Raw genomic sequence first — 3144 nt, 5'->3', positions numbered from 1 at the left:
CGGTCCGAGATAGTAGAGGCAGGGCAGGGCGAGCGGGAAATTCCATGGCGTGATGATGGCAAAGATGCCCTTCGGCTGCAGGAAGCTGAAGGCGCGCTTGTTGGCATCGGCCAGGGGAAACGCCGCCGTCTCCAGCCACTTCATCTGCTCTGCCGCATTGCGGAAACCGAGAGCTGCCGCCGATGCTTCGGCCTTTGCCTCGCTGTGGAAGGGCTTACCCTGTTCCAGGCAGAGCAGGTGGGCAAGCTCTTCGGCGCGCCTGTCGATCGCGTCGGCGATGCGTATGCACAATTGAGCGCGTGCGAAGGTTCCCATCTTGCGCATGGTCCCGCGTGCGCCTTCGGCGGCTTTCACCGCGCGACCGACATCGGCGCGGGTGGAAAGGGAGAGATAGCCGAGATGCTCGCCCGTCGAAGGACTATCGATTTTCAGGAATTTGCCCGAGCTGCCGGCAATCCACTCGCCGCCGATGCGGTTGATGCCGATGCGGGCGGCTGCTTCCGGCTCCGAGACGATCGCCATGCCACGCAGGTTGGGGCCTTCGAGAGAAGATTTGAAATGGACTGTCATCATGCGTTCCTTTGGCCGAATTCGGATTGGATGTTCAAAATGGCGGCGCGGCTGCGTTCCACGGCTGCGATGAAAAGTCTGCTGCCGGCCTCCGCGCTTGCCTGCGATGGCGTGCCGATGACGCCGTTGTCGCGGATGGCTTCGAAACGGCGCCAGACGGTGACGGCCGGCGCGGCGTAAAGGTGAGGATCCGGCCAGGATGGCGGAGTGCCGCCTGGCGGGATGAGATCGCGGCGAACGCTGTCGCCAAGCACATGCATCATCAACGACGTTTCAAGCGCGCAAGCGTGACCGGTGCCTGTGGCGGCATCGGGCAGGGCCTGCGCCGCCACGTCGGCGATGAGATCGAAATACGAGAAACCCGCGGTGACGATGCCACGCTTGCCAAGGGTGGTGATCGCCACCTGGATGGCGGCGCGGTTTCCGCCATGGCCGTTCAGCATGACCGGCAGGAAGCCGTCTTCGGCAAGGCAGGTGCAGAGATCGACGAGAACGGCGATGAAGATCTGCGGGCTGAGGCTCATGGTGCCGGAGAAAGAGCGATGATGCTCGGACGAGCCATAGGCGAAAGGTTCGGCGACACGGATGGAGGCCTGTCCTTCCGCCGCGGCGAGCGCAACCGCTTCCGCAAGCCAGCAATCGACGCCGAGCGGCAGATGCGGGCCATGTTGCTCGACAGCGCCGAGCGGTAGAATGACGACGGGTTTATGCACGCCGGCTGTCGCGTGTCTTTCCGTATCCGGGGAGGTCATCAGCGCAAAGCTGGATCCAGGCGGGATCGGCAAGGCCGGAGCTGGCTCGTTCATCGTGCTGCCTCGACAAGCCGGGCCTTGGCGTAGGTCATGCCGGAATCGGCCAGGAGAGCGACCATGATGATTGCTCCCTTGTAGAGTTCGAGGCTGGACGGGTCCGTGCCGAACACCCGAAGCGCTGTCGTCAGCAGGCTGACGATCAGCGCGCCGACGACCGCGCCCCACACCGTTCCCCTGCCGCCGAAAATACTGGTGCCGCCAAGTACGGCCGCGGCGATCGCGTCCAGAAGCAGCGAGGTCCCGCCGATGTTGGGCGTCACGACCGGCACCCGGCTGATCATGATCACGGCTGTCAGGAAGACGAAGATACTGGAGGCGCAATAGACGAGGATCGTGTGTTTCGTCACCGGGATGCCGGCAAGTTCCGCGGCTCCGGCATCCGATCCGAGCGCATAGGTACGCAGCCCGAAACGGCTGTGCCGCATCAGGATTGCTGCTACGGCGACGATCAGCAGCGTTGCGAAAATGACATTGGGAATGCCGAAGCTGCGTTCGATGCCGACCGCGCGAAGCGTCGGATCCTTCAGCATCAGGACGCCTTTGGAGGCAACGGCAAGCGTTGCGCCCTGCAGCGCGACCATTGTGGCCAATGTCGTCACGAAGGGCGGTATCTTCAACAGTGCGATAACGGCGCCGTTCGCGAGGCCGATCACCACCATCACGGCAAAGCCGACGAGCAAGGCAAGCGGCAGGCTGGCGCCGCCGTCGATCAGGCTGGCGATGAAGACGGCACAGAAGGCGACGCCGACGCCGGCGGACAGGTCGATGCCTGCCGTCAGCAGAACGATCAGGGCGCCAAGCGCCAGTATGGCGATCGGGGTCGCCTGGGCGACGATGTTGATGAGGCTGGCGGTTGAAACGATGCGGGCGTCGATGAGCGCGAAGATCGCCAGCAGGATGACCAGCAGGATCAACGGCGAGAGGTCGAGAAAGCGCCTGCACCAAATGTTCTGTTGGCGGGTCATGAGGGTTCTCTCATCGGATGTGCCAATCTTCGACCGGTTCGCGCAGGCCTGATTTGACGCTGCGCAGGATTGCATCATTGACGGCGACGGCGCGCAGGGCGTCGTCGAGCGGCATCACGAAAGGGGTTTCGTCGCGAACCGCGGAAATGAAATGGTGGACCTCCTCGAAGAGATCCCCGGTGATGCGGCCATTGACGGTCGGCCAGTGCAAGGCGTCGGGCTGCGACCACTGTCCATGCGATAGGATACGTAGACCGTGGTCGCGCACGTCGAGGTCGATCATGCCTTCGGTGCCGATGATTTCGGTGCGCGCCCAGATGCCGGTCGGAACGGTCGGTGGCAGCGTCCAGCCGAAGTAGAGCTGTCCGCTCATTCCGTTCGACAGCTCGACGGTGGAGAAGATCGCGTCTTCGGAGCGAACTCCGAGCGAAGGCATGAGCTTGGCGACCGATCGGGAGTAGACGGCGATGATGTCTGAACCTGAGATCCATTGCAGCGCATCCACGTCGTGCACGCCGAGGTAGAAGCAGACGCTCGAGTTTCCGTTCATGCGAAGACCGACTTCGCGATTGGTGAAACGGCCGCTGCTGCCGTGGATCGGCTCGCCGATCCGCCCGGATTTCACCGCTGCCGCGGCTTCGCAATAGCGCGGGTCGAACCGCAGGATGTGGCCGACCAACAGACGCGCGCCGTTTCTCTCCGCCGCTTTCGCAATCGCCTTGGCAGCGGAAAGATCATGAGCCATCGGCTTTTCGAGCAGCACCGGCCTGCCGGCATCGAGCAGAGTGCGGCAGACG

Annotated in this window: 4 protein-coding genes; all 4 read right to left on the bottom strand. The window is 63.4% G+C overall.

Annotation, left to right across the window (positions count from 1 at the left end; translation table 11 throughout):
* The coding region (locus ENZ75_RS26345; RefSeq protein ID WP_128278429.1) for an aldehyde dehydrogenase family protein at positions 1-570 on the bottom strand (570 nt) is incomplete at its 3' end.
* Positions 570-1376, bottom strand: coding sequence for a creatininase family protein (locus ENZ75_RS26340; RefSeq protein WP_013530431.1), 807 nt, complete (start codon positions 1374-1376; stop codon positions 570-572). The genes ENZ75_RS26345 and ENZ75_RS26340, both read right to left, overlap by 1 nt.
* On the bottom strand, positions 1373-2347 hold the full coding sequence (locus ENZ75_RS26335; RefSeq protein ID WP_024503985.1) for an ABC transporter permease: 975 nt from the start codon (positions 2345-2347) through the stop codon (positions 1373-1375). The genes ENZ75_RS26340 and ENZ75_RS26335 overlap by 4 nt, the downstream gene beginning before the upstream one ends.
* Before the next feature lie 10 nt (positions 2348-2357).
* Positions 2358-3144: Gfo/Idh/MocA family oxidoreductase (locus tag ENZ75_RS26330; protein WP_164888012.1), on the bottom strand; the 787-nt coding region annotated here is incomplete at its 5' end.

The sequence above is a fragment of the Mesorhizobium sp. M7A.F.Ca.CA.002.04.1.1 genome (assembly GCF_004022805.1).
Classification (GTDB): Bacteria; Pseudomonadota; Alphaproteobacteria; order Rhizobiales; family Rhizobiaceae; genus Mesorhizobium; species Mesorhizobium ciceri.
The sequence above is the reverse complement of the archived record's forward strand: the minus strand, read 5'-3'. Positions and strand labels throughout refer to the sequence as shown.

Excerpts from the sequence above, each read along its gene's own strand:
- ENZ75_RS26335 (WP_024503985.1), bottom strand. The coding sequence starts at position 2,347 with ATGACCCGCCAACAGAACATTTGGTGCAGGCGCTTTCTCGACCTCTCG.
- ENZ75_RS26340 (WP_013530431.1), bottom strand. The coding sequence starts at position 1,376 with ATGAACGAGCCAGCTCCGGCCTTGCCGATCCCGCCTGGATCCAGCTTT.